The organism is Paenibacillus sp. J53TS2 (assembly GCF_018403305.1).
GTDB lineage: Bacteria > Bacillota > Bacilli > Paenibacillales > Paenibacillaceae > Fontibacillus > Fontibacillus rhizolycopersici.
This window is the reverse complement of the sequence record NZ_BOSK01000005.1, coordinates 246,554-270,914: the sequence shown is the minus strand read 5'-3', so window position 1 is coordinate 270,914 and position 24,361 is coordinate 246,554. Positions and strand designations below refer to the sequence as shown.

Sequence of the window (24,361 nt, the reverse complement as noted above, 5' to 3'; positions counted from 1 at the left end):
ATTTGATCGCTCCCTTTTTAATAGATGTCATTCGCTTCCCTTCCGCAACTCTCTTGGTGCAAATCGAGAGCATCACCTCCTTCTATAATGAAGTCAGAACCCCCCAGGCGCAACCGTCATTTCGAGGTGTACGGCCCTCTCAGCCTTTAACCGAACCCACCAACATACCTTGAACAAAATAGCGCTGCACAAACGGATAAATGATCAACACCGGCAGCGTGGCGACCACAATCAGTGAATACTTGAGCAGCTCGGCAAGCTGCTGCTTCTCGACGATGGCCATCGCATCCATGTTGCTCCCGCTGTTGTTCTGGATAATGATGCTCCGCAGGATGAGCTGCAACGGGAACAGGTCTGCGGTTTTCAAGTAAATCAAAGCATCGAAATAAGCGTTCCACTGGCCAACCGCATACATCAGCACAAGCACGGCAATGATCGGTTTGGACAGCGGCAGCACAACGCTCCATATGAACCTTAAATCGCTGCAGCCGTCGATTTCGCTTGCCTCCAGAAGCTCCTCGGGAATGGAGGATTGGAAGAACGAGCGGGCGATGATCACCTGCCAGACCCATATTGCATTGGGGATCAACAGCGCCCAGCGCGTATCGATCAGGTCCAGCCCCTTCACGACCATATAGGTCGGAATCAAACCGCCGCTGAAGATCATCGTGAAGGTGATGACCATCATCAACGCGTTCCGTCCGAAGAACGCCCGGCGCGACAGCGGATAAGCGATCATGATGGTCAACGTGACGCTGATCAGGGTACCGACCGTCGTATAAAAGATCGAGTTGAGGTAACCGGTCATCACCTCTCCTCTGCGGAATAACTCTTCGAAGCCTTTAAAGGATAGCTCCACCGGCCATAACCAGACCTGCCCTGAGGTGACGGCCGCCGGGCTGCTGATCGAGCTGCTCACGATATAAATCAACGGATAGAGCACAACAATGACGAGCAGGGTCAGGATGACATAGATGACACCGATAAAGATCCGGTCTCCCGCCGATTCTTTGATTCTTTTCTTGGGGATTGCTGTAGCTGCCATATCCTAACTCCTCTCCTACCAGATGCTGTTCTTCGTAAGCCGCTTGGCCAGACCGTTGACGGTCAGCAGCAAAACGAGATTGATGACGGAATTAAACAAGCCGACCGCGGTCGCGAAGCTGTAGTTGGCGTTCAGTAAACCGATGCGGTAAACGTAAGTCGCGATAATTTCGGAATTAACCAGGTTCAGCGGATTTTGCAGCAGATACACCTTCTCGAAGCCTAGCGCCATAACATTGCCGACGTTCAGGATCAAGATGATCACGATGGTCGGCACGATACCAGGCAAGTCGACGTGGCGGATCTTCTGGAACCGCGAAGCCCCGTCCACCTTGGCCGCTTCATACAAAGTCGGATCGACCCCCGCCAAAGCCGCCAAATAAATCACGGCATTATAGCCCGCGGTCTGCCAAATATCGGACCAGACGTAAATCGAACGGAACATCCCCGGTTCGCCCAGAAAGTTAATCGACTCCAACCCGAAGTAATTGAGCGCAACGTTCGCAAAACCAAGTCTAGGCGCCAGAAATAGCATGATGATTGACACCATGACGACGGTTGAAATGAAATACGGGGCAAAGGAGACCAACTGCACGAACTTCTTGAAGCGGCCGCCGCGGATTTCGTTGATCATCAGCGCCAGAACAATCGGGATCGGGAATCCGGCCAGGATCAGGTAACCACTGAGGATGACGGTGTTCTTCACCAACGTCCAAAATTGCGGGTTCTCAAAGAACAATTGAAAGTGTTTGAAGCCCACCCACGGGCTGCCCCAAATGCCCTTGATGACGTTGTAGTCCTTAAACGCGAGCGCCGCATTCAACATCGGGTAATATTTGAAAATAAGAAAGAATAGCACCGGAGGAATCACGAGCAAATGCAGTTGCCAGTGCTTCTTGATGTTGCGGCGCGCAACCCGCCAATAACTGGCCTTGCGCGTGACGTCCGGCACGTAATCCGGTTGAAGAGCCATTTGTTTATCCAGAACAATTCCCCCTAAACGTGAAGTCATCGTAGTTGGTAGCGTTTTCTTTACGAGTCGATCATAGGGCATGTTTGGCGGGATTGAACAGGTACACTTCCGTCTTTTGACGTACAGATCTCCCGTTTTTCGGGGGTCATCCTTCGGGCCTGGAGCCATTTTTCCGTAAAAAGAAAACAGCGGCTGCGCCTCCCTGAATCGGAAGGTACGGCCACTGCAATGGCGGAGCGATATAGATAAGCCCATGGGGAGGATGCGTTCCGTTAATCCTGGCAAGACTGCCGATAAGCGCTCGGCGATATCCCCGTCAATCGTTTGAATGCCCGACGGAACGAATGCGAGCTGTTGTACCCGACCCGGGCAGCAATCTCGTCCACGGTATAGCCGCTCTCTTTCAGCAGGACCGCGGCCTGGTCCATCCTCACTTTGATCAAATGGTCGGAATAGTTCACTCCGGTGACTTCTTTAAACAGCTGGGAAATGTATTTCTCCGGTCGCTCAACGTGTTCTGCAACCCGATACAGCGTCAGGTCGGGGTCTGCGTAAGCCTCGGCCGTGTACTGATAGATCTGTTTGATCAGTTGGGCATGCGAATCCTTCTTCTTGTTGGCGATATAGCCGCACAACTCCTGAATAATCACGTGGATTTCCTGCTGGATCGATTCAAGCGGCCCGGTAAATGCGATCTCGATGATTCGCTTCTTGACGCTCTCGAACAACGGGGATTCCAGAAAAATTTTCTGATCCAGAAGCTTGAGGAACGTGCCCTTCATTTCCCCCACCAGCTGGTGTTTCATTTCGACGGACAACTCGCGTTGATCCAGATTCTGCGCGAAGATCGAGTCGATGATCTTTCGTGCCTCCTCCAGCTCCCCGGCGCGAATCGTGCTGATGAGACGATGCTCGGTATCCAGCGGATAATAGTAGGTCGTGTTTTCGATTTGCGTCTCATGGCTCCACATGATGCCTTTTTTGTTCAGGTACACGGCATATTCCAGCGCCTGTTTCGCCTGGTCGAAAGATTGGCCGACCTCCGTTACGCCGGCAAACGGTTCACCGAATCCGGCTTGCATCGAGATTTTGTACTCGGCAAACACATGCTGGACGAGCTTCTCCATCAGTGCCGAGATCCGCTCCTCCTCCGCCGGTCCCGGGAGCCGGTCGGCCTCGGAGAAGAACAGCAGAACGATTTTGTCCGAACCCGAATCGGTCATCGGTACAGGTCCGGCGAGCTCCGTAACAGCTTGCTTCATGAGCAGCCTTGCGGCGTTCAGCTCGTTCAGCACCTCCACGGTATCCATGCCCGCATATCCGTTGATTTGCAGGATCCCAACGTAACCTTCGCCTTGCCGTAACGCGATGTCGGCCTGGGCCGCCGCCGAGACGATTTCATCCCGCGATTCGAATTCACCGGCAATCAGCCGCTTTAGGAAAGCATCTCGCACCAGCGGAAGCTGGCGGTGAAGCTCCGACTCCAGCAATTTGTTTTTCGTGATCATCCCGGCGATATTTCCGCTCAAGAAGTCGAACTCGTTACGCCCTGCGTCTTCGTCCTTCCCGAACTGCTCCTTCATGACCCCGATCAAGTGGTTGATCGGAAGGCTGTTGCGATACGCTAGGAACAAGCCCACCAGCAACCCGATAAACATCGCGCCACCGGTAATCATCCAGGAAATCTGCTTGATCTGGTTTGGCTTCTCCATCAACGTGCTGCGAGGAATACCCGCTTGGTAAACCCAGCCATTCTTGTCCGAACGCGTGGTAATCACGAGATCGCCGCCGTAAAATTGGCTCGTCTTCTTCTTGTCAAATTGGGGATCCGCCTGCAGCTTGGTGATATCCTGCGCCGCTTCCCCTTGCAGGAAGATCGTGTTTCCCTCCGCATCATAAATGTGGACCCACCCGCCGCTTTGTTCAGTTAAGCCGGACAATAGCCCTGCGATCGTTTTCTGGTCGATCAGGACGACGACGATCGCCGGCGACGTATCATTAAAGCTGTCGAGCGGCAGCGATTGCATGTAGGTGATTACCGAGGTCTTGACATCCCGCTCGCTGAACGGGGTCAGCGGCTTGATTTCGCTGCGATGGGTTTTGCCTAATACCTGCTGCTCCCACTCCTCGAACGACAAGTTGTCGTAATGAAAGTAATCGTAATAGTGCTCCGGTCGGAATGAGGATCCGGAAGTCACGATCAAATTATAGTTGGCTAGATAAATAAAATAATTCCGCAAAAAATCGTTGGTTTGCCCGAACGTCAACACGTTTCGCATTGCCTTCCAGATGCCGTATACATCCCTTTCGGTGCCTCGGTCGTTCATCAGGGCGTTAATCTCCTGGCTGATCGCCAACTGCCGGGTCATGCCCTCCACTTCCGCCATCCGGTGCTCAAGCAACTCTTGGCTTTTTTCCAGCTGGATGACGCTGTTCTCAATCGAGATCGACTCTGTAACGGTAATGGACGTTCGATAGGAGACGTACCCGCCGATGCAGGGGATAAGCAAGATGGCAACGTAAGAAATCAGAAAGCTGCGGAAAACCCGGGAATGCCGAAGCATGGGATGACCCCCCATCTTTATTGTTAGCGCTGTCATTTCAGGCCGAGCCGCCCGCCTTTTTGGTTTCATCATTATATCTAGTTCCGTTTTATTCTGTCTAGCGAGAAATAGGCGCCCCATTAGTCAAAGCATATCGAGGTTTGCCCCGCTTGGATAGGTACTCCTGGGTAGGAAGGCGTACATTTTTCCCGGCTTGTCCGCGGTGAAACCGCGCAGTGGCGCGGGTTTGCAGAATCGTTCGGCGAGGGGAAGAAACTGTTCAAAGTTACGAATGCGGTGTTGAGAGTACGACGTACAAGCGTGCGGAGAGCCTATCGGTAAAAAATGGCCTTATTTCTCCCCATAAGACGGATTCAACACAAATAAGGCCCAAAAAGGGCCTTATTTATAGGAAATCTAGGCAAAACAAGCTAAAATGGGGCTCCTGCGCGTCGATAACGGAAAAAAGTTCCCCTATTTGACCGAAAATAGCTATCGCAACCGAAATACGGCCCTAAAATACCGTTATCGCAGGAGGTCGCTGGCCTTCCTCGCCGGGACGATGTGCCTCTTTCAACGAGGGTACCGCGCCGGGACAATAGCTACCTGCCGCGACGGTGCCGGACCGTGGCGCCAAATCCCTACGGTATAGGCGCCACCGTAACCCGTATCCCACCATCCGCCGGAGCCTACAGCGGCATCGCCATCCCGTCGATGCCGATCATGACCGCGCCGGTATCCGCCTCCAGCTTGCCCTCGGCCAAGTCGAGGATCGCCCGCGCGGTGTCCAAGGGGTCGCCCGGCGCCTGGTTGCCCCCCATCGGAGTGCGCATCCACCCCGGATGCATGGCGAACACCCCGAACCCCAGCGGCACCAGCTCCTTGCGCAGCTGGGCGGTAAAATGGTTGAGCGCCGCCTTGGACAACGCGTACGGATAGTCACCGCCGTAAGCCCCGGCCAGACAGCCTGCCTCCGAGGACACGTTCAGGATGAGCGGCCGGTTCCCGGCCTTTAGCAAGGGCAGGAAATGCTTCACCATTTTCATCGGGCCGTACAGATTCGTGCGAAACGTATTCTCTACCGCAGCGAATTCCAATCGCTCAATCGGCTGCTCCCGCGCCAGCAAAACCCCCGCATTGTTGACCAACGCATCAACGGCGCCCCATCTGGCGGCCATGGCCTCCTTCGCCTTGGCGACCGACTCCTCTTCGTCCACATCAAGCTCAAGCAACGTCAGTTTGCCTGGCGCTCCTTCCTGTAGATCTTCCAATGCCTCCACGTTCGTTTCCAACGAACGAATGCCGGCGGCCACTTCATGGCCGCGGCGCAGCGCTTCCCCCACGATTTCAAAACCGAGTCCCTTGCCTGCTCCCGTTACGATCAGTCTCATACAATCCAACCCTGCTTTCTTCGGTTGATATGAATCCGTTTACATTTATGAAGATGCAATTTCTATTTATCGTTCTCCAGCAGCTCGATCCACAGCTTCAGATAGCGCGTTGCATCCATATAGGCGTATCGTCCGCCGGTATACTCTCCCTTTTGTGCCAACGGCATGCCGCGTCCTTCAAGCAGTTGAATCTTCTCCTTCATCCCTTCGATTACGAAGGCAATATGGTGCATGCCTTCCCCCTTCTCCTCCAAGAAATCCCGCCAAGTGCTCGGATGTTCGTCCGGTTCGATGAGTTCCAACTGCAGCTGACCGCAATCAAAAAACGCCAGTTTGGCACGAGCCGGAGAGGGGGCTCCCAGATATTCCGTCTTTGCCACGTCCACGGCGTCTGTCCAAAACCAAGCCGGCTTCTCCACGCCTAGAAAATCCGCGTAGGCCTGCGAAACGGCTTCGATATCCCTAACGATGACTCCAATTTGCGTAATGATCTTGGTGCCCAATGGTTGTTTGTCCATGTGTGGTCGCTCCTCTTTTCCCAAATATGTGATTTGATGAGGCCATGGCCCAATGCATCCCCATCTTAGCATATTCGAGCATCTTCTGGTACAAACCGATCGTGGCAAAACAGGTACAAGAACCTACTGCACAAATGCCCATAACCGCGAATATACTGCACCAAGAAAAAAGGAGGAATGGATTCGAATGCCTAATATGTATACGCCTTATGGCGGTGCTCCAAGCCAAGTTAGCCCGATGAGCCAAGAACCGATGGGGTACGACCACAAAAAACAGATGATGGAAATGTGTAAAAAATATCATCACCATTTAATGCAAATGGAAGGCAGCGACGGCCAAATGTACGAAGGGATTATCGACGGCATGGACGACGAACATGTCTACCTGCTCGTTCCCGTCGGGGAAATGGAGGACCGGGGGTTTGGTTATCCATACGGCGGCTTCCCTTATGGTGGAGGCTTTGGTTACGGCGGCTTCGGTTATCCGCGTCGCTTCCGCCGCTTTATTCGCCGGCCTTACCCGTTCTTCTTCTTCAGAAGATTGTTCTTCCCGTTTTTCTTCTAAGAGAAAGGTTTGCCAATAACAAGGCCTCCTGCCGAAACAGGAGGCCTTGTTATTGTTTAAGCCTGGCTTTGAGAGTTGCGGCGTCGGTACACGGTCTGACCGATCCGGGCATAAACGCCCCGCAGACTTCGGATATGCTCGTAATTGGGATAAATAATCGTATCGAGCAGGTAGGCCGATTTCCGGCTGCCGGGTTTTCTTCGCCGGTTCAGCGCCTCGATGATCCCGGAAGATGAGCGGATGCCGATCCCATGACCATAGAAGCGATCTTCCCCCAGCATAATCACGTTCTCCCCTTGCCATTCCGGGGTCTCGGGATGATGGTCCGGGTTTTTGAAATAGAGGATATCCCCCGGATACGGGCCAAGCCTTAGACTTCCTTGACGAAAACCCAGATCGCTGTCATACTGCCAATCGTAAAGGAGCAGATTGGTAAAATACGTATTAAACGCCCGGCTGCCGATTTGATCCAATACGGCTTTATACATCACAATCATCATCGCCATCGAGCATTCGAAGCCATATAGCGGTCCGTTCCGGTAAATATCGTAAATCGCATCGGCAGGCGCCGCTCCGTTTCTTAACCGGAACCCCCCTTCCTCCGTACGGTTCCAATACATTTCATTGCATCGGGACTTACGGTATACGGCAAATTGGGCACCGCTCTCATTCAGCGCAAGGGCCGAATCGACGATCGAGTTCCGCAGATTCAGTTCAAACAGCAGTTCGTCCAAAGAACCGTAACGATAGGGTACCGGGCTTCTTTCTTGGGCCTGCACAATTTCCCGTTGAAACGCAGGCAACATCATTTCGGATAGTTGCCTTTTATCTTTTGGCGGCAGAAGGATCAAACCTATTCCCCTCCTTGTCAATTTTCGGGTGAATCTAGGTTAGTGTACGTGGAGATGCCCGGTTTGGTGCCCACCCGTATCGAATCTGCCTTTTCCAGAAAAGCTAGACGAAGCGCGTTATAGCCTAAAAAGGCACTTAACTCCCATATCCAAGGGGTGACGCAAACGATGAACAACCGTCAGAAAGAGATTATACATATGCTGCTCAACGATACTCGGCCTCACTTGGTGGTCCGGGATATCGCCCTGCATTTCAATTGCTCCGAGAAAACCATTCGCAACGATTTAGATGAAATCAACCGAGATTTGGCCCAGGTATCCAACGCCCGGCTAGTCCGCAAACCCGGATTCGGGGTTACGCTGGATATGACCGAGCAAGACAAGTCCGAAATCGCCGCCTGGCTTCTTCAGTCCACCAAGAGCAAGGAACAGGAAACGGGCGAGGAACGGCTGATCGCTGTAGCGTATCAACTGCTTATGGAGACGAAACCGATAACGATTCAGGAGCTGGCCGACAAGCACTATACGAGTAAATCGGTCATCAAAAAGGATTTGGACTCCTTACGTGAATGGTTGGATAAACGAGACTTGTCCGTCGTTTCCAAACAGAAGGTTGGTGTACTGATCGAGGGGAAAGAGCGCGACAAGCGCTCGGCATTGTCCAAGTTATCCCAACTGACCGGAGAAGCCGGCCAGGCCTTCATCAAGGATCGATTTGCCGCCCACGAGCTCGATATCGTCACCCGGGAGCTGAAGCAGCTTGAGCTTGATGCGCAGCTTGCGTTTACGGACGAGGCGTTGGACAATTTGCTGATCCATACGCTGCTAATGATTCGACGGACGAAGCTGAAGCAGCCGATTAAGTTCTCTGAACAGGAGAAGATCATTGTCCGTGAGAAACCGGAATTCCGCAGGATCGGAGTTTTTATCCGAAAACTGGAGCGCCTCTTTGCCGTACGGTTTCCGGAGGACGAGGCGGCTTATTTGACCGCCCATATTCTCGGAGGGAAAATCCGCTCCCGGGCGCGGATCGAAACGGCGGAGCCCGGAACGGACCCGGCGGCGGAAACGGCCGAAGCCCGCGGTTTGGCGGAAACGTTAATCCGGAAAATGTCCGCCTTAACCTGGGTGGATTTTGGCAAGGATGAAGTCTTGATGGAAGGGCTGCGTATTCATTTATATTCCACGTTGAATCGGTTAAGCTATGGACTCACCGTCTCGAACCCGATGCTGCAGGACATTAAGAAAATGTATCCATACATGTTCGACATGGTCATTTCTGCAACAAAGGAGTTAAGCGTAGGGTATCCCTTTGCCATTCCCGAAGAGGAAGCGGCTTATCTGACACTGCATTTCCAAGCCGCGGTGGAGCGACTCAGCCAACCCGCCGAAGAAATGAAAACGGTCGTGACCGTCTGTCACATGGGGGTAGGCATGTCACAAATTCTTCGCTCCAAGTTGGAGCGAAAATTTCCCGAGCTGCAAGTACTGGATTCCGTTCGGAAGGCGGACCTTGTTGGGTATTTGGCGAACCATACGGTCGACTTTATCATCTCCACGATTCCGCTGGAACATGTGAACACCCCCTCCATCACGGTGTCCCCGTTGCTGGAGGCCGGCGAAGTGCAGAAGATTACCGACTTCATCGGCAAGCTCGATCATGAATCCGGTCATACCGATCACGCCGGTTCGATTATAAGTTCGTATACTCAGCCCTCGCTCGTCTTTCCGCGACTTGCGATCAACCATCGATTTGAATTGATCGAGCTGTTGGCCAATCGGCTGGCAGAGCAGGGGTTCGTCGAACAGGATTATGCACATCAGGCGTTACTGCGGGAGCGGCTCTCGTCCACGACCATCGGCGGCGGGATCGCAATCCCGCATGGCGATCCTAAGTTGATTCGGACATCACGGATTGCCGTTGCTACCCTGGAAGAGCCGCTGGATTGGCAGGAGGAGAAGGTGTCTATTGTGTTCATGCTGGCGCTTGCCCCGCAGGAGCAAGAGATGATGAAGAAGCTGTTTCAACGCTTGTCCCTCCTTAGCGAACAACCCTCGACGATCGAGCGAATGGTGCGTGCGGAAACGCCCGAGGAACTCCTTGGCAGCTTGTAGTGCATCTTCAAACAACTCATGCAGGATATAATCCGGTTTTTCCGGAACTTGCGGTAATCTAAAGTTCTTTTCCGCCGTTCTTTTTACGATAAGATGGGTGATGTAAACGATTTCGATCTTTGAATACAGGAGGAAACATCCATGAAATTATTGGCGATTACCTCATGTCCCAACGGGATTGCCCATACGTACATGGCGGCGGAAAATCTACAAAAAGCCGCCGACAAGCTAGGCATCGAGATGAAGGTCGAGACTCAGGGCTCGATCGGGGTGGAGAACCAGTTCACCGATGAAGATATCCGCCAAGCGGACGGCATTATCATCGCCGCCGACAAATCGGTAGACAAAAGCCGATTCGTCGGCAAAAAGCTGATTGCCGTTGGCGTGCAGGAAGGCATCCGCAATCCGGAAACGCTGATCAAGCAGATGGTTCGCGGCGAAGCACCGGTATACCAAGGCCAAGGCGGCAGCGAAGGCACACCGGCGAAGCAGACCGGCGCTAAGCAGCAAAATGCCTTCTATCGCCACTTGATGAGCGGCGTTTCGTACATGATTCCGTTTATCGTCGTAGGCGGTCTCTTGATCGCCATCGCTCTTTCAATCGGTGGCGTGCCCACACCAGGCGGCCTGCAAATTCCTGAGGACTCGTTCTGGAAGACGATTGAGAAGCTCGGAGCCGCCTCTTTTACGTTCATGGTTCCGGTATTAGCCGGGTTCATCGCCTTTAGTATCGCCGACCGGCCCGGCTTAGCTCCCGGGATCATTGGCGGTTATATCGCCGCAAACGGCAGTTTCTACGGCAGTGAAGCCGGAGCCGGGTTCATCGGCGGGATCATCGCCGGTTTCCTGGCCGGTTACGTCGCGCTATGGATCAAGAAGTGGAAGGTGCCGAAGGCCATCAATCCGATCATGCCGATTATCATCATCCCGGTCCTCTCTTCGTTAATCGTCGGTTTGGCTTTCATTTACTTGCTCGGTGGTCCGATCGCTCAGGTATTCGAATCGCTGACGAGCTGGCTTGCCAGCATGCAAGGAGCCAGCTCGATTCTGCTGGCATTGATCCTCGGCGCTATGATCTCCTTCGACATGGGTGGCCCGGTCAACAAGGTTGCGTTCATGTTCGGCTCCGCGATGATCGCGGAGGGCAATTATCAAATCATGGGTCCGATCGCCGTCGCGATCTGTATTCCGCCGATCGGACTGGGTCTGGCCACGTTCTTATTCAAGCGCAAGTTCCATGATGCAGAACGGGAATCGGGGAAGGCCGCCTTTACGATGGGCCTGTTTGGGATTACCGAAGGGGCGATTCCGTTCGCTTCGCAAGATCCGCTGCGCGTCATTCCCAGCATCATGGTCGGCTCGATGGCCGGTTCCGTGATCGCCATGCTGGGCGGCGTCGGCGACCGTGTCGCCCATGGCGGACCGATCGTTGCCGTGCTTGGGGCTGTCGATAATATCCTCATGTTCTTCGTAGCCGTCATCGTTGGCTCCATTGTCACCGCCTTGATGATCAAGCTGCTGAAGAAAGACCAGGTTGAACCTCAATTGGTTGGAGCAAGCGCTGTGGAGGAGGCTGCTCCGGCTATAGAAACACCGCGTCCGGAAGCCGTCCGCCCGGTGAGCACGCCGGTTTCCGAAGTCCATCGCCCGGTGAGTAAACTAACCGATATCATCAGCTTGGATTTAATTGAGCCTTCCCTGTCGGCTTCAACGCGGGACGGGGTCATCGACGAGATGATCGCCATGCTGAACGTTGAAGGCGTACTGACCTCCCCGGCTGAGTTTAAACAGGCCATCCTGAAGCGCGAGGAGGAGAGTTCCACCGGAATCGGAATGAACGTCGCGGTGCCGCACGGGAAATCGGCAGCGGTGCGAAAACCCCGGGTCGTATTCGGGATAAAGCCGGAAGGCGTTGATTGGAGCAGCGCGGACGGTTCGCCCGCGAAGCTGATTTTCATGATCGCCGTCCCCGCCGAGAACAAAGGCAATGAGCACCTAAAGATTCTGCAAATGCTGTCCCGCAAGCTAATGGACGACGGGTTCCGCGAGCAATTGCTGCAAGTAAAATCCAAACAGGAAGCCTATGAGCTCCTGGATCAAGTCCACTAACAAAGAAAGTCCCCCGAGCCGCCAAGGCGGTCCGGGGGATTTTTGTTATACCTGTTGAATTTGGATCAGATTCGTTGTTCCCGCCTGGCCTAACGGTAATCCTGCCGAGAAGACCACGGTGTCGCCGTCCTGGACATAACCCGCTCGGCGGGCGCTGTCGATCGCTGAGGTTAACATCTCATCCGTTGTCGTTACCGGCCCCCCTAAATAAGGGTACACCCCGGACAACAGAATCAACTTGGTCAAGACATGCGGGTGATGGGCAATCGCCAGAATCGGCGCCTCGGGTCGATATTTCGAGACCATCCTGGCAGTAAAGCCGCTTTCGGTGGACGTGATGATCACTTTAGCGCTCAGCTCCAGCGAGGCGCTAACCGCGCCTTGGCTGATCACCTCCGCGATATTGGTGCTGTGCAGCTTTCTTCTCCGATTGAATGCTTCCCGATAGTCGATCATCGATTCGGCCTTGCGCGCGACGGCAGCCATGGTTCGCACCGCTTCTACCGGATATTTCCCTGCGGCAGACTCGCCAGACAACATGACGACGTCGGCTCCCTGCATCACGGCGTTGTAAACATCACTGACTTCCGCGCGCGTCGGCCTTGGATTCACCTGCATCGACTCCAGCATATGGGTGGCGACGATAACCGGTTTGCCTGCCAGATTACACTTATCGATCATTTCTTTCTGCAGCATCGGCACTTCCTCAACCGGAATTTCTACCCCAAGATCGCCGCGCGCCACCATGATTCCATCCGAAGCCTCGATGATATCCTCCAGATCTTGCACGCCTTCCTCATTTTCGATTTTGGAGATGATTTGGACATGTCCTCCATTGTTCTCCTGCAAAATCCGACGAATCTCACGGATATCGTCGCCTTTGCGAACAAACGATACGGCGATCATCTCGACCCCGTTCTCCAGGCCAAAATGAATATGCCGAATGTCCCGCTCCGTCACGCCAGGCAGCGTAGTTTTGATCCCAGGCAGATTGACGCCCTTGTTCGGCTTGAGCTTCCCGCCGCTGACGATGCGACAACGGACTTCCGCCCCCTCGGCCGATATGACGCGCAGCTCGATCAACCCGTCATCGATCAGGATCCGATCATTTGCTTGCACAACCTGGGGCAATTCGGGATAGTTGACCGAGATTTTCGCGGCGTCTCCGGCTAGCGGCTCTGTTGTAAGCACCATCTCTTCTCCGGCAATCAGCTCGCAGAATGGTTCCCGCAATTTCCCGATGCGCACCTCTGGTCCCTTGATATCCATCATAATCGGTACAAAGTTATGCAGTTCTTGCGCGGCTTGCCGCACCCGTTGAATGCGGGCCACATGCTCCTCCAGCTCCCCGTGGGCCATATTCAGTCGGCCGACCGTCATCCCGCCCTGAATCATTTCCTTCAGCACGGAAACTGAGTCGCAGGCGGGGCCTAACGTGCAAATGATTTTTGTCCGCAGCACCTTGAAACCTCCTTAGGTAACGTTTAGGTTAGTATGCGTCAAGCCGCCGAAACGAATTATTTTTGCAGATGGTAAGGAACGGTTGCAATGACAATGTCCTTTTTATTGAATAAATAGGCCCGAAGCAAAAGGCTCGATTGGTTATGCAAAATATTCTGCCACCAGTGCCGGGTAATAAACTGCGGAATCAGGACGGTAATATGGTCGGTTTCTGCAGTTTTCCATTCCACCGTATCGATGAACTTCATGATGGGCCGGATGATGCTGCGGAAGCTGGAACGGAGCGTGATTAACCGAACCCCGGGGTTCCATTCCTCCCACTTCTTCTCCATGCGGTCTATTTCTTCGTCATCAAACCCGACATACACGGCAACAACGTTGTTTGTCAGCGATTTGGCGTAGCTCAACGAGTTCATCACGACGCGAGTGACGCCCGCAACCGGCACGACGATGGTGCTGCCTTTGATGCAGGGTTTTTCCGTATCCATCTGGATTCGAAGCTGGTCGGCAATATTTAAATAATGACGATGAATTTGGTAAAAGATAAACATCACCAGCGGTAAGAAGATAAATACGACCCATATATGCGAAAATTTAGTGATGATGAAGATCAGCGTAATCCCCAGTGTTGTCAGCATCCCAATCGTGTTGATGACAAACCGGAACACCCATCCTTGCGGCTTCAGCTTCAGCCATCGAATCATCATCCCGAGCTGTGACAAGGTGAACGGAATAAATACGCCAACCGCGTATAACGGAATCAAGCTCTCCGTGTTGCCATGGAACCCGAGAACCAGCAACGCCGAAGCCACGCCAAGGAAAATAATCCCGTTCGAAAAACCGAGCCGGTCCCCGCGCACCATAAACGCATGCGGCATGTACTTGTCTTTGGCCAGCATAAACGCCAGCAATGGAAAGGCTGAGTAGGCCGTATTGGCGGCCAGGAACAGGATCAGCGCCGTAATCGCCTGGATGACGTAGTATAAAGCGCCCCGGCCGAAGGTCGACTCGGCTATCTGCGAGACAACGGTTGCTTTCGGATCAGGAGCGATACCGTACCAATAGGCCAGCGCACTGATTCCGATAAACATGGTGCAGAGAATGACACCCATCATCACCAGCGTAGCTGCAGCATTACGTTCGGCCGGCTGCTTGAAGTTCGGGATGGCGTTGGAAACCGCCTCAACCCCGGTTAAGGCCGAACAGCCGGAACTGAACGCCTTGAGCAGCAGGAACAGACTAATATCGGAAACCGCCGTCCCCATCTCGGGCACGCTCGCGTGAATTCCACCAGTCAAATATTTAAACAACCCCGACAGGATCAGAACAAAGATGGACGCGACAAACAGATATACCGGAACAGCCAATACGGATGCCGACTCCGTTACCCCTCGAAGATTCATTAGCGTTAATAAGGTGATCATTAGCAGCGCAATCAACACCCGTTGATCATGCAGCGCCGGGAAGGCGGATGTAATGGCATCCGTTCCCGCCGACGAGCTGACCGCCACCGTCAGAACATAATCGACCAGGAGCGAGCCGCCGGCCAGCAAACCTGTCGATCGCCCAAGGTTATCCATCGCCACGATATAAGCCCCGCCCCCGGCGGGGTATGAAAAAATCGTTTGCCGATACGACAAAATCAGAATAAGTAAAAGCCCAAGAACCGCAAACGAGATCGGGATGGAATACCAAACGGCCGAAAATCCCGCCGCCATCAAGACGATCAGAATCTGTTCCGTCCCGTAAGCCACAGACGATAACGCGTCCGAGGACAGTACCGCCAACGCCTTGAGCTTGCTCAGTTTCTCCCCTTCAATTTCTGCACTTTTCATCGGTCTGCCGATCAGTACTCGCTTAATTTTGTTCACCATGGTGATTTCCTCTCTTCTTCCCCTAAATAGCCCTATGTCTCTATCCATTCGTGGTTCTATAGGCTCCCCATTCCCGCAGAGAACAACACAAAAAGGCCGCAGGAAAGTTGGACCTTCCCGCGGCCGCTTTTTTGAAACTCAAGCGAATATCCGCGACAATTCCCTCTTTCGGACGCTTACGGAGTTAGCTGACGGATTCGGGCACGAAAGCAGCCCTACGCTCATAGCCAGGATGGCCAAAACAAGCGATTCACCCCAGAAACGAAGCCTCAAGGCCCCGTTTCGGTTGGTTCCCCCGTTTCTTACTGAATAAAGAATTCAGCGATCAGGTATTTGCCATATAAAAATTACCACTGATGAATCATACTCCCCGCCCTAAAAAGTGTAAAGATGAGTTTAAGGCGGATTGGCAACGAAATGCGATCCGCATTGTCGAGGTAAGCGTATACATCGCTCTTCTGCGCTAATTATTTCGTACGGACTTGAAATTACGAGGAAATAAGACGATGGCCGATAGTGACGTGAATTATTCATATTCCCCTACTGGAATATTTGCGGCTAAATAAGTTATACTCGAAACAAGGAAGTGAGACCGATGAACACTGCAACTTTGAGCGCGCTTGCCGAACCCCATCGACTGGAAATGGTTGAACTGCTGCGATACGGCCCCCTAACCGTAGGAGAAATCGCGGATCGGCTCCAAGTCCGGCAGCCGCAGGTATCGAAGCATCTCAAGGTGCTGAATGAAGCCCGCATCGTCGAGGTTCAACCTGTTGCGAATCGCCGGATTTACCGGCTTCGGCCGGAACCCCTGCAGGAGTTGGACGAGTGGATCGCCTCGTTCCGAAACTTGTGGGAAGAGCGGTTTAACCGGCTTGACGAATACTTACAGGAAATTCAAAGCCCGGATCAACAAAAAACACCGTAAGAAAACGGCAAATGCCGTATTTCTTACGGTGTTTCTTTGATGATTTCAGCTGAGATCAAGCCAGCGTCAAGACCTCATATTGCGCAGCCAGTTCCATAAAACGCCCCATACTGGACACCTCGCCAGCTGCGAGTTGATCCTGGATGCCGTAATAGTTAACGCAGGTCCCGCAAGCCAATACCGGCACACCGCGATTCGCCAGCTCCTTCAGGTGCAACGAAGCAAACGACTGCTCCGTTAGGGCAAGAACACCCCGATTTACGCAAAATACCGCCGCCGGAAGCTGCTCCTGTTCCCGCTGCTTCAACAATGTTAGGAACGTTTCCAACAGCTGCACCCCCAGCTCCCGATCACCGTCCCCGAAGCTGTCGGTCGTTAGAAAAATAACTTTTCGGTTCAAAGCGATACTCCTCTCAGCTTCTGATCGAGCAGTTCAAACGTCAACTGTAGCCGGTCTTTCGGCACCTCGCCATAACGGTCTCCGAGACTCACCTCGAAGGAACAGCCTCCATCCGCCTTCTCCTTGAGGACGGCGGTTAACCCAACGCCGGTTTCCCGGTACACTTCAACAAGGGTATGCTCCAGCCGGTCCTTGGGCACGTCCGCATGGACGTGGAACATGTTCGAAACCGGGACGGTCGGGACCGTCTTCATCTGATGGCATTGGTTATACCACCCCGCCAGCTCTTGCGCCTGCCGATAATATAAATCCATTTTCCCAACGCGCTGCTCATAGTAGTAATCTGCGCTGAGATAATACGGATACAAGCTGATCAGGTCACCGCCGTGGCGTCTCTTCCACACCTTAGATTCCTTTGTAAACTCCGGCTCTCCGGCCAATATCGCTCCGGCGATCCCGCCGATGCCCTTGTAGAAGGAGATATAGACGCTGTCGAACAGGACGCACACTTCCGCCGCGGTTTTTTGATAGTAGGGAAGAACTTCGAACAACCGGGCTCCGTCCAGATGGAGCTTGATGTCTTTCTCCCGGCAGAACTCGGAAATCGCCACGAGCTCCTCGAACGGCGGCAACTGGCCGCCGATCTCGCGCTGGGGCAGTTCCAACAACAGGCACGAAACGTCCTCGCCAAGTTGCTGTACGTCCTCCAATCCAATAAGCCGGTCCTTGTCCGCCAGAAGAATCGGTTCGATCCCGTGCAGTTCTTTCAAGCCGTCTTCCTCATGAATCTCCAAATGGCATAAGGGGTGATAGGCTACGCGTTTCGTCCCCTTGCGATCGCACCAGATTCGCAAGGCGATTTGCTGGGCCATCGTACCGCTGGGAAAGAACACCGCCGAGGATTTGCCCAACACCCCGGCCATTTTTGCTTCGAATGCTTCCAGGGACGGTCCCATACCGTACATGTCGCTGTCCAGCTCACCATCGATCCCGGAAAAAGCCTGCTGCAGCACCCCCACATTTCGTTTACCGTGGCCCACCACTTGATAGACCGTCCGGTCGAAAGCCGCCTTTAACGATTTCTTGTCCGATGATCCTTCGTTTCCATACATCGTTCTTCGCCGCTCCTCTCTCCAAGCTGTCTGCATAAACTGTGAATTCATGCTTATTATAGCTCGATTCGGAGCAGGAATCGATGATCGCCCGGTAGGACTTGTCTCTTCTTTACACCAATTTAAATTTCTCCACTTCTTGAATCATTTCAATCGAAAGCGATTCAAGCTCTTTAATCGCCTGGGCAATATCCTGGGTGGTGCCGTTCAACTCGATGGCCGAGGCGGAGATTTCCTCTGAAGAGGCTGAGTTTTGTTCTGCTACGGCAGAAGCCGAGCTCACGGTCAGAAGAACCCGGTTCTTATCCTCGTTGACGGTGACCACAGAACCGGTGATATCTTCGATCTGCGGCATCATTTCCCGAATGGAACGGATAATCTCCTGAATAACCTCCATCGTCGTCATGACGACCTCTGATTGCCGAGCCAGCACTTCGCCCGTTCTGGCCGAAGTTGCCGATACTCCGTCCATTTCCAATCCGATCTCCTGCAGCAGCTCGTCGATTCCTTGTGAAGAATGCTGCGTTTGTTCCGCTAATTTGCGAATTTCTCCAGCTACCACGGCAAACCCCCGGCCCGCCTCACCAGCGCGTGCAGCTTCGATAGACGCATTCAGCGATAACAGATTGGTTTGCGTGGAGATGTCGCTAATCAATCGAGTAATTTCCGTCACGCGAGCCAGGCTCCCCGTCAAGTTATGAACCTTGCTTTGCGTCTCCTCGAACGAGTCGGCAATCCCCTTCACGGAGGTGACCAACTCGGCCAGTTTGCCACTGCTGTTCTGTGCTTTATCGTTCACTTGCTTTGCTGCCCCATCTACCGTCTCCAACGAGCGGGTGATTTCGTCCAATCGGTCTCCGAATGCCTGGAAGGACTCTGTCATCGAAGCCAATTCCTCCGCTTGATTGACGGAGCCGAGAGAAACCTCCTGGATGGCCGTCGAGACTTCGCCAACGCTCGTTTTCATCGCCTCGGAGGAGGCGGTCAGCGCAATGGTTTGCTGGGTTAACTTCTGTGAATCTTGCCCAATGATTTGCAAAATCGTGCGAATCGAGCTAATCGTCTTGTTTAAAGCCCGGTTCATCATCCCGAATTCATTGCTGAGTTTGCCGTTAAATTGTATGGTTACATCGCCTTCCGCAACCCGTTCGACCCTGGAGATGAAGTCCTTCATGGAGGAGCGGATCATCACGACGACGAGAATGGAGATGGCGCTAACGAGTAGAAGTGCCACGCCGAAAATCACGACAAAAAACCGGATACTCGCTTCATAGAGCTGTTTCGAAGCCTCGCTTTTCTCTTCAGCCACGCGTTTCTGGTAATCGACGATATTTAGAATATCCTGGGTCAATTGATTGCCTGCCTCGGCCATTTCCACGTTCGTCAAGTTCCGATCGGCGACAAGACCTTGCTTTCGTTGTTCGATCAAGGTAGGAAGATAGGATACGTATTTTTCATAACTTTGAGCGGCTTTCTTCGCCAACTCTCCTTCTTCCGGGTTATCTTGGGAAGCCGCCACATTCCGATCCAGGATGGCCGAGATTTGACCGTTCAAATCCTCATACGTTTGGATCATGGCCTCATCGTAATCGCGGTCGATGATTTTCGTCACCGTATTGCGCAAGTTGCCCATGTGACCGTTCACGTCCTCCCAATCCTTCAGCTTGGGAATAATCTCAGAGGTAATCTCCTCCGTCGTGGAATTCATTTGAAAAATCGAGTTGATCCCTACAACCCCAATTGCCGTAGTGGCTAGCAGAGACAACACCCACAACATCACGACGCTATGCACGATCTTGATGTTTCTTAGTCGATGGATCCAGGCGCTCAATATAACCCCTCCTATTATTTATTTTCTGTAAAATCAAGTAGGTTGATTACTATATCGGTTAAAATCCCGAGACAATATAGACACAAAACGCCTTATTTCGACATAAAATTCATTTTATCTCCGCTATTTTCTGACACTATTCGACATTTTGCATATAAAAAAGAACGCCTGTCATCTACAAGCGTTCTTTTCATATGGTTGTTGAATATTAAAGCTTAAACACGTTCGTTAATCCGTTCATATTCTCGGACAATTCTACCAGCTTACCGGAGGTTTTCCCGATATCGCCGAAGATCTTCTCCTGTGTACCCAGCTGCCCTTGAATCTCGCCGGATACCTCTAGCCCCGACTCGATGGTGCCATTCACATCCTCCAACGTTGCGCTCATTTCCTCGAGCGAAGCCGCCTGGGTGGTCACTCCATCGGAAATCTCGGTCAGCATGGCAAAGGTGTTCTCCATGTTGTCCATGATCTGTTCGATCATCGTCTTGACGTTTCCTGATTGCGTTACGCCCTGTTGGACCTTCTCCTCGGTCTGGGCGACTGCAACCACGACGCTGCCGGTTCGAACGGTCATATCTTCGACCAAGCTGCCGATTTCCTGTAAGGATTGATTCGTATCCTCCGCCAGCTTTCGAATTTGTCCGGCGACGACCGCAAATCCTCTCCCCTCTTCCCCGGCCCGGGCTGCCTCGATGGCAGCGTTGAGGGCTAACAGATGCGTTTGTTCGGAAATTTGCTTAATAATGCTAACAACCTCGGTAATTTTCTGGCTCTGTTCCTCTAACCCGAGCACTTCGCCGCTGACGTGCTTCGTATTCGCCGCCAGATCATTAATAGCTTCAACGATGGAGTCCACCGAATTCTTTCCGTCTTCCGCGGAATCTATGACCAACTGGGCTCGCTCTGCAATTTGGTTGGCCAGTTCTGCCGTCGTCTGCGAATGGTTCGTAATCTCTGAAATGGCAACGGCGGTTTGCTTCATGCTTTCCGCGTTTTGGGTAAACACGTTCAGCAGGAGCTTGACCCCTTCGTTGATTTCATGCACTTGCCCATTGGCCTGCTCAATAATCTGGTTCAGCTCTTCCGCAGACAACGTCACCCGTTCAGAAGAGGACTGAATCGTTGCAATCAGGTGCTTCAAGTTATCTCTGGCTTTCTGAAGCGACTGAATCATCTGGCCCGCTTCTCCTTGCTGGGTCACCCGAATCTCAGCGGACAAATCGTTCTCAGCCATCGAATTAGCCAGCTTCGCCCCTTGTTTGAGCGGACGAACCAACAACACTTCGGAGATGATTACCGCGAAAATTTCAAAAACAATAAAAATGATCAATGCCTTTAACCCTAAGGATGGCGTAATCAGCTTGAAAAAATCATGATGTTGGCTATAGGATAACGTTACGACTAGAGCGGTATTTGAGACGAACATCGCCAAAAAGACGAGCACCATGATCCGCGTACGGATAGAAATGTTACGAATTCGATTCATCTTAGCATCACCTGTCTTGTTCGTAGTAGGGTATAATTTAAACTTCCTCTAGCAAAATTTGAAGCGATTCAGGGATCTCCTCCTAGTATTTAGATAGGTCATAAGTTCCAAATATTACATGTGTTGTCCATTATATAGTCCCAAATCACTACAGTCAAATAAGAGTGGATGATGGTAAACCGCTTTCAATTCTAGTAAAATGAGATGGGTTATGACATCAATGTAGAAGAATCGCAAACAGGGAGGATATCGGAATGGTCAATTTGAAAGGAAAATGGGCGCTCATTACCGGAGCCAGCCGCGGAGTAGGTTATCAAACAGCGATGTTTATGGCCGAGCAGGGATGCAACCTGATCTTGCACAGCCGCAACCAGGAGCATACCCGGCAGATGGTGCAGGAGATCCGGGCATTCGGCGTCCAGGTCTACTCCGTTCAGGCTGAGCTGGCCAACCACCGGGAAGTCGTGGCGATGCTGGATGAAATCGAAGCCAAAGGCACACCGGTGGACATCGTCTTCAATAATGCTGCAGTCCAAATCGCCTACCGTACCGATTATTGGCAGACCCCGGTCTCGGATTTCGAACAAAGCTTTCAAATTAATTTCATTTCCATCGCGACGATTTGCAACCGCCTGATCCCCAAGATGGTCGAACGCGGCTTTGGCCGAGTCATCAACACCACCAGCGGGATCAAAAACGAGCCGGAGCAAGCCGGTTACGCGGCTAGCAAAGCAGCGCTCGATAAGTTCACCAAGGATTTGGCCTCTCGCCTCGAAGGCACCGATGTCATGATCAATTTGAACGATCCAGGCTGGTGCCGGACCGATTTGGGTGGCCCGCAGGCCCCGAACTCAGTGGAAAGCGTGCTGCCGGGGATCGTGGTCGGCGCTTTCGTCGACGACAAGAAGAGCGGACGCTACTTCCCGGCGCAAAGCTTCACCGGCCTGTCGCTGGAGGAAGCTATCGCGAAGGCAGAGACGTTCGAAGCGGTACCCTATACGATATAACAAGAACATCCCGCGGCGGCCCGCGGGATGTTTCTTAATTAAAGACCATTTATCGTTTACACAGGCTCAAGCTTCATATTGCCTAGAACCGGCGGCGTTCATCTCGCCGGACGTTTCCGCCGCCGTTTCGAGAAAGACCCGATGGGATGGATATGCCAACTTAATGCCTTCCTGCTCCAGCACATGCATGAACGCTAAATTCATTTCCTGTCGCGCTGTTAGATACTCAGCCCAAACCGTCGAACGCGTAAAATAGTAGATAAAAATGCCTAAACTACTCTCGTTGAAATCCGTAAACTTGACCAGAATCGTTCCCGGATCAATATGCTCGTTATCATGGAGCAACTGTTCGATTCTGTTGATGGCAGCTGCTAGTCGTTCCCGGTCCGAATCCAGAGCCACGCCAAGCGTGAAGGTCACTCGTCGCTTGCCCATTTTGCTCCAGTTCGTGATCGGCTGATCCGCCAGCGCAGCGTTCGGTAAGGTGATCACTGCATCCGCGAACGTGCGGATTTTGGTGCTGCGAAAGGTAATATCCTCCACCACGCCTTCGGCGGTTGGCGTTAAAATCCAGTCGCCTTTCGCGAAAGGCTTTTCCAGAATGATGACGATGCCTCCAATAATATTGCCCAACGTGTCTTTGGCTGCCAGCGCGACGGCCAGGCTACCCAAGCCCATGCCTGCCACCAGTCCATTAATGCTAAATCCCCATTCCGCTCCAATTAAGGTCACGGTTAAAATAACCACGACGATACGCAAGACTTTGGATAAGAATGGAATGAGCATGCTCGCATCGTCTAATTTAATTTTACGGCTAAGCCCCTCCAGCATCACTGAGGATTGCGCAGATAGTATATACATCCCCCATCCGATTAGGGCGATAACACAACTCCGGAACAAGGGATCTAAGCCAGCGGCGATTTCCCAACTACGCGGAAGCAGATATTTCAGTCCCATGTAAATACCAATTAAAGTAAACAACCACCGAAAGGGACGCTCAAGTACCTGTCTCCATAGTTCTCCCCTGGTAGACGTCGAGGAATTCCCACGATTCAGCAGGACAAAGGACAATTTTACGAACCCTTTGCTAAACAACGCGAATAGCGCCATTATGCCGAGAGCAATCCCGGCATCTGTCCATCCAAGCTCACTGAACGACTCTGAGAATCTTCCCCCATCGTTCATCGATATAGCACCTCCTTAAAAATAAAGTGCCATTATAACATTCGCCAATGCAAATTGTCTAAAATGACCGCAGTTCCTGCGCCAGTTCCATAAACACTTCCATTGCCTTGGTGTAAAAGGGAGAGGCCTGTGTAACTAGAGAAAATTGACGGGAATACGGCAAGCCTTCCATCTCCAACAGCCTCAGTGTTCCAAGTGCCATTTCCTTTCGCACCGCCGCTTTGGACAACAGGCTAATTCCAAGCCCCGCCTCTACCGATTCCTTAATGATTTGTGTACTGCCGAATTCCATTAATCGCTCCGGGTGAAAACGATGCTGGGCAAACAAATGATCTACTGCTTCGCGTGTCCCCGAGCCAGCTTCCCGGACGATCCAGGTCTCCTCGCTCAAATCGACTAGTCGAAGTCCCCTGCGCTCGGCATAACGGTGTCCCGCCGGGACGACTACGTACATCGCGTCATCGGCGATCGGCACGATCCGGTAGCGTTCATCCCGAACCTCCCCTTCGATGATTCCTACGTCTAGCCGGCGGCTTCCCACCAACTCCACGATCTCCTTGGAATTGCCGATGGTGATCGTCGGCTTGATGTCGGGGTACCCCGCCATCATCTCCGCCAATACATGCGGCAGCACGTACTCCCCGTAGGTATAACTGGCGCCGATCGACAAATCCCCCCGCGCCGCGTGTTTCATGTCGTCGATGAGATACTGCATTCGCGCGTACAATCCGGAGATTTCCCGGGCATGATGATAGACGATTTGTCCCGCCGGGTTCAAACGCACATATTTATTGCTGCGATCAAGCAGCTTCGTTCCAAGAGCCTGCTCCAGAGAACGGATATATTGGCTCACTGCCGGCTGTGTCATATGCAACATCTCGGCTGCCCGGGTGAAGCTTTGCTTCTCCGCGACAGTAATAAACACCTCAAGAGCCGGATCCATTTTTGCTTCCTCCTTATGATCA

At 52.6% G+C, this 24,361-nt stretch carries 19 protein-coding genes and 1 riboswitch; of the genes, 5 read left to right on the top strand and 14 right to left on the bottom strand.

Annotated features, from left to right (window positions below; genetic code table 11):
• Positions 1–139: 139 nt before the first annotated feature.
• From KJS42_RS13575 to KJS42_RS13555, 5 genes are all read right to left on the bottom strand, one after another.
• Positions 140–1,045: a carbohydrate ABC transporter permease gene (locus KJS42_RS13575; RefSeq protein ID WP_155606825.1), complete on the bottom strand. Its 906-nt coding sequence runs from the start codon at positions 1,043–1,045 to the stop codon at positions 140–142.
• Positions 1,046–1,060: 15 nt separating this feature from the next.
• Complete coding sequence (locus KJS42_RS13570) at positions 1,061–2,017, bottom strand: ABC transporter permease (protein ID WP_155606826.1); 957 nt, start codon at positions 2,015–2,017, stop codon at positions 1,061–1,063.
• A 272-nt stretch (positions 2,018–2,289) separates the two neighbouring features.
• Complete coding sequence (locus tag KJS42_RS13565) at positions 2,290–4,581, bottom strand: helix-turn-helix domain-containing protein (protein WP_240908734.1); 2,292 nt, start codon at positions 4,579–4,581, stop codon at positions 2,290–2,292.
• Between the two features lie 668 nt (positions 4,582–5,249).
• A complete protein-coding gene (locus tag KJS42_RS13560) occupies positions 5,250–5,951 on the bottom strand; it encodes an SDR family NAD(P)-dependent oxidoreductase (RefSeq protein WP_155606827.1) in 702 nt (233 codons plus the stop codon).
• Between the two features lie 62 nt (positions 5,952–6,013).
• Positions 6,014–6,469 (bottom strand): VOC family protein, encoded by a 456-nt coding sequence (locus tag KJS42_RS13555; protein ID WP_213623154.1) that lies wholly within the window; start codon positions 6,467–6,469, stop codon positions 6,014–6,016.
• Between the two features lie 187 nt (positions 6,470–6,656).
• On the opposite strand from KJS42_RS13555, the gene KJS42_RS13550 reads away from it, so the two are divergent.
• Positions 6,657–7,034 carry a hypothetical protein gene (locus KJS42_RS13550; RefSeq protein ID WP_239483561.1) on the top strand — a complete coding sequence of 126 codons (378 nt, stop codon included), beginning with the start codon at positions 6,657–6,659 and terminating at the stop codon, positions 7,032–7,034.
• Between the two features lie 56 nt (positions 7,035–7,090).
• On the opposite strand, the gene KJS42_RS13545 is transcribed toward KJS42_RS13550, so the two are convergent.
• Positions 7,091–7,885 (bottom strand): protein-glutamine gamma-glutamyltransferase, encoded by a 795-nt coding sequence (locus KJS42_RS13545; RefSeq protein WP_155606829.1) that lies wholly within the window; start codon positions 7,883–7,885, stop codon positions 7,091–7,093.
• 168 nt (positions 7,886–8,053) lie between these two features.
• Here KJS42_RS13545 and KJS42_RS13540 point away from each other — a divergent pair, with 168 nt between their 5' ends.
• The gene (locus KJS42_RS13540; protein WP_155606830.1) at positions 8,054–10,000 is read left to right on the top strand and encodes a BglG family transcription antiterminator; all 1,947 of its coding nucleotides are present in this window, start codon (positions 8,054–8,056) and stop codon (positions 9,998–10,000) included.
• 141 nt (positions 10,001–10,141) lie between these two features.
• Positions 10,142–12,109, top strand: a complete 1,968-nt coding sequence (locus KJS42_RS13535; protein ID WP_213623153.1) for a PTS fructose transporter subunit IIABC — start codon at positions 10,142–10,144, stop codon at positions 12,107–12,109.
• 45 nt (positions 12,110–12,154) lie between these two features.
• Here KJS42_RS13535 and pyk read toward each other — a convergent pair whose 3' ends face one another.
• Both pyk and KJS42_RS13525 read right to left on the bottom strand, forming a co-directional pair.
• Positions 12,155–13,570, bottom strand: coding sequence for a pyruvate kinase (gene pyk, locus KJS42_RS13530; RefSeq protein WP_213623152.1), 1,416 nt, complete (start codon positions 13,568–13,570; stop codon positions 12,155–12,157).
• Between the two features lie 56 nt (positions 13,571–13,626).
• Complete coding sequence (locus KJS42_RS13525) at positions 13,627–15,444, bottom strand: APC family permease (protein ID WP_155606832.1); 1,818 nt, start codon at positions 15,442–15,444, stop codon at positions 13,627–13,629.
• Between the two features lie 158 nt (positions 15,445–15,602).
• A riboswitch (cyclic di-AMP (ydaO/yuaA leader) is annotated at positions 15,603–15,778 on the bottom strand.
• Between the two features lie 261 nt (positions 15,779–16,039).
• On the opposite strand from KJS42_RS13525, the gene KJS42_RS13520 reads away from it, so the two are divergent.
• The gene (locus KJS42_RS13520; RefSeq protein ID WP_155606843.1) at positions 16,040–16,372 is read left to right on the top strand and encodes an ArsR/SmtB family transcription factor; all 333 of its coding nucleotides are present in this window, start codon (positions 16,040–16,042) and stop codon (positions 16,370–16,372) included.
• A gap of 55 nt (positions 16,373–16,427) precedes the next feature.
• Here KJS42_RS13520 and KJS42_RS13515 read toward each other — a convergent pair whose 3' ends face one another.
• The 4 genes from KJS42_RS13515 to KJS42_RS13500 form a co-directional block, all read right to left on the bottom strand.
• A complete protein-coding gene (locus KJS42_RS13515) occupies positions 16,428–16,772 on the bottom strand; it encodes a DsrE family protein (protein ID WP_155606844.1) in 345 nt (114 codons plus the stop codon).
• Positions 16,769–17,884 (bottom strand): threonine aldolase family protein, encoded by a 1,116-nt coding sequence (locus KJS42_RS13510; RefSeq protein ID WP_155606845.1) that lies wholly within the window; start codon positions 17,882–17,884, stop codon positions 16,769–16,771. Before KJS42_RS13510 ends, KJS42_RS13515 begins: the two co-directional genes overlap by 4 nt.
• 112 nt (positions 17,885–17,996) lie before the next feature.
• Positions 17,997–19,715, bottom strand: a complete 1,719-nt coding sequence (locus KJS42_RS13505; protein WP_155606846.1) for a methyl-accepting chemotaxis protein — start codon at positions 19,713–19,715, stop codon at positions 17,997–17,999.
• A gap of 208 nt (positions 19,716–19,923) precedes the next feature.
• Entirely contained in the window at positions 19,924–21,204 is a 1,281-nt protein-coding gene (locus tag KJS42_RS13500; protein ID WP_213623151.1) for a methyl-accepting chemotaxis protein, read from the bottom strand.
• A 254-nt stretch (positions 21,205–21,458) separates the two neighbouring features.
• Here KJS42_RS13500 and KJS42_RS13495 point away from each other — a divergent pair, with 254 nt between their 5' ends.
• The gene (locus KJS42_RS13495; RefSeq protein ID WP_155606848.1) at positions 21,459–22,211 is read left to right on the top strand and encodes an SDR family NAD(P)-dependent oxidoreductase; all 753 of its coding nucleotides are present in this window, start codon (positions 21,459–21,461) and stop codon (positions 22,209–22,211) included.
• Between the two features lie 66 nt (positions 22,212–22,277).
• On the opposite strand, the gene KJS42_RS13490 is transcribed toward KJS42_RS13495, so the two are convergent.
• Together KJS42_RS13490 and KJS42_RS13485 are read right to left on the bottom strand one after the other, a co-directional pair.
• Positions 22,278–23,072: a mechanosensitive ion channel family protein gene (locus tag KJS42_RS13490; RefSeq protein ID WP_244868473.1), complete on the bottom strand. Its 795-nt coding sequence runs from the start codon at positions 23,070–23,072 to the stop codon at positions 22,278–22,280.
• A 382-nt stretch (positions 23,073–23,454) separates the two neighbouring features.
• A complete protein-coding gene (locus KJS42_RS13485; RefSeq protein ID WP_155606850.1) occupies positions 23,455–24,339 on the bottom strand; it encodes a LysR family transcriptional regulator in 885 nt (294 codons plus the stop codon).
• Positions 24,340–24,361 lie beyond the last annotated feature (22 nt).

What these genes read in the sequence shown, in the direction of transcription:
- KJS42_RS13575 (WP_155606825.1), bottom strand. Translation starts at nt 1,045, where the DNA reads ATGGCAGCTACAGCAATCCCCAAGAAAAGAATCAAAGAATCGGCGGGA.
- KJS42_RS13570 (WP_155606826.1), bottom strand. Translation starts at nt 2,017, where the DNA reads ATGGCTCTTCAACCGGATTACGTGCCGGACGTCACGCGCAAGGCCAGT.
- KJS42_RS13565 (WP_240908734.1), bottom strand. Translation starts at nt 4,581, where the DNA reads ATGCTTCGGCATTCCCGGGTTTTCCGCAGCTTTCTGATTTCTTACGTT.
- KJS42_RS13560 (WP_155606827.1), bottom strand. Translation starts at nt 5,951, where the DNA reads ATGAGACTGATCGTAACGGGAGCAGGCAAGGGACTCGGTTTTGAAATC.
- KJS42_RS13555 (WP_213623154.1), bottom strand. Translation starts at nt 6,469, where the DNA reads ATGGACAAACAACCATTGGGCACCAAGATCATTACGCAAATTGGAGTC.
- KJS42_RS13550 (WP_239483561.1), top strand. Translation starts at nt 6,657, where the DNA reads ATGCCTAATATGTATACGCCTTATGGCGGTGCTCCAAGCCAAGTTAGC.
- KJS42_RS13540 (WP_155606830.1), top strand. Translation starts at nt 8,054, where the DNA reads ATGAACAACCGTCAGAAAGAGATTATACATATGCTGCTCAACGATACT.
- KJS42_RS13535 (WP_213623153.1), top strand. Translation starts at nt 10,142, where the DNA reads ATGAAATTATTGGCGATTACCTCATGTCCCAACGGGATTGCCCATACG.
- KJS42_RS13525 (WP_155606832.1), bottom strand. Translation starts at nt 15,444, where the DNA reads ATGGTGAACAAAATTAAGCGAGTACTGATCGGCAGACCGATGAAAAGT.
- KJS42_RS13520 (WP_155606843.1), top strand. Translation starts at nt 16,040, where the DNA reads ATGAACACTGCAACTTTGAGCGCGCTTGCCGAACCCCATCGACTGGAA.
- KJS42_RS13510 (WP_155606845.1), bottom strand. Translation starts at nt 17,884, where the DNA reads ATGTATGGAAACGAAGGATCATCGGACAAGAAATCGTTAAAGGCGGCT.
- KJS42_RS13500 (WP_213623151.1), bottom strand. Translation starts at nt 21,204, where the DNA reads ATGAATCGAATTCGTAACATTTCTATCCGTACGCGGATCATGGTGCTC.
- KJS42_RS13495 (WP_155606848.1), top strand. Translation starts at nt 21,459, where the DNA reads ATGGTCAATTTGAAAGGAAAATGGGCGCTCATTACCGGAGCCAGCCGC.
- KJS42_RS13490 (WP_244868473.1), bottom strand. Translation starts at nt 23,072, where the DNA reads ATGTATATACTATCTGCGCAATCCTCAGTGATGCTGGAGGGGCTTAGC.
- KJS42_RS13485 (WP_155606850.1), bottom strand. Translation starts at nt 24,339, where the DNA reads ATGGATCCGGCTCTTGAGGTGTTTATTACTGTCGCGGAGAAGCAAAGC.